3 protein-coding genes are annotated in these 1,844 nt (G+C 52.6%); all 3 read right to left on the bottom strand.

Translation table 11 applies throughout. The features are described 5' to 3' along the window. A partial coding sequence (locus HEN33_RS24795) for a glycoside hydrolase family protein (RefSeq protein ID WP_072170565.1) occupies positions 1-182 on the bottom strand: 182 nt, incomplete at its 3' end. Further along, on the bottom strand, positions 182-388 hold the full coding sequence (locus tag HEN33_RS24790) for a class II holin family protein (protein WP_054496531.1): 207 nt from the start codon (positions 386-388) through the stop codon (positions 182-184). The genes HEN33_RS24795 and HEN33_RS24790, both read right to left, overlap by 1 nt. 292 nt (positions 389-680) lie before the next feature. Continuing rightward, positions 681-1,844 (bottom strand): DUF6645 domain-containing protein (locus tag HEN33_RS24785; RefSeq protein WP_342367209.1); only part of this gene is annotated, 1,164 nt, incomplete at its 5' end.

Here is a 1,844-nt window from a genome sequence, read left to right as displayed (position 1 = left end):
ATGATGTCTTTTCCGGTGTGTCCGTGACATACAGTCCATACGCCAACGATATCTTCGTATGGTATGTAGCTGACACCTTCCAGGCCATCGTCACCACTCGGACCAGTGATGAGCACAGACGCTATGGCAACAGCCCCACCACCAATAGCAGCAGCAACGGCTTTTCGTAATGATGGAGGCATTATTCACCTCTCACAGCCTTGCGCTTATCTTCTTTAATCTTGAAATAAAGGTTTGTCAGATACGTCAGCAGGCCAAACAGCAGACTCCCCAGCACACCTATTGCCACCCACTGGGACGGAGAGACTTTGTCCAGCAGCTGCAGTAACCAGTATCCCGTCCCCACCGCTGACGTGGTGTATGACACACCTGTTGTGATTTTTTCCATCTGATGTATGTCTCCGTCACCGCCGACAGAAAATGAAAGTAAAGAAAAACAAAAAAGCCGCCAGTGTCACCCACTGACGGCCAACACCGGGAGCCGTGATTATGGCATTCAGGCTCTGCTAAAAATGCCAGATAACATTCCGGCCTCCCCTGATTCAGGTTATAAATGACACAATATCTTGACAACATCCGTCACTGTCTGTCAGAAAATGTACTGCCAGATATAAGTATCATGTGAAGTACATCTACCCGTTTTAGCCAGCGTCCTTCAGAGTGGGCGCTGGCTTTTTTTATTATGCTGCCGGTGCATTTATCTCCAGCATCAGACTTTCTATCTCAACGCCATACGCTGCATTTTTTGTAACATCCGTCAGCGTCAGCGCATTCAGTCCCAGTGTCAGACTGTCTTTTATAACCTGGAATGCCGGGCCAGCCACTCCATTCAGTTTCGGAGTAACCGTGGCACTGCCGGCGGTGAACACCAGCTCCAGCGTCTGCCAGTCGTTACCGTAATCGCCGAACTCCCCCAGCTTCGTGTTTCCGGCTTTCCTGTGATGCATCAGATTCACTCTGCCGTCAGTGGTCTGAGTGAAGTACGACATCAGGAACGGATTACCGGTACCCGTCATCGCCACACCATCAGGAACGGGAGCATCCGTATACAGATAAATCCCCAGCCCGAACTGATTGTTGGTCAGTGCGCCTGACAGGCGGAACTTACAGGTCAGTCTGCCGCCCTGTGTCAGCAGGGTAATTGCGTCATCCACCGGATGCGTCAGGGACCAGGTTTTATTGCTCTGCTTGGTGATCTTAAATACACCATCTGACAACTGAATTCCGCCATCCTTAATGCTCCAGCCCTGCGCAGCAGCCTCTCCGGCTGCCGGCAGCAGGGAGATTGTGCGAACGGACGTATCTGCAGACGGACCCGATGGCGTGTTGCCGCCGGGCGAGGGTTTGATTTCCGGTGCCTTACCACTGATGAAGGCTGAGGTGCGCCCGGCTGCGTTCAGAATAGCGGTTGCCAGACGATCCGGAATAATGCTCCTGCGCGCCCATGAACTGAAATGTGTCGGGCGGTTTGATGATACCTGGTTTCCATTCGTTCTCGATGCCGCACCGTAATATCCTGATGCCGGAATATCCGGATCTTCTGCCGGCGCGTTAGTGGCGGTATTGACGCCGTTACCGTCTGTCATGAAGGGCACAAAATAAACGCCCTCACTCTCCCTGTTTTTATACCCGCCGTACACGGTGTCGTACTGGGTAGCGTATGTATTTTTCCAGTAATACGTCGTGTCACCACAAATCCACGGCACATCTGCAGCACTGCCACCATGGCACTGCGCGTTAAACACGGAGAGGTCAGCACGAAACTGTGTCAGCATGGCTGTAAACAGCGCAGGTTGCTGTGCGTGGGTGGCGGCGCTCATGTCAAACTCTCCCTGCATCCAGCA

It is taken from the genome of Escherichia sp. 94.0001 (genome assembly GCF_013369155.2).
GTDB lineage: Bacteria > Pseudomonadota > Gammaproteobacteria > Enterobacterales > Enterobacteriaceae > Escherichia > Escherichia coli_F.
The sequence above is the reverse complement of the archived record's forward strand: the minus strand, read 5'-3'. Positions and strand labels throughout refer to the sequence as shown.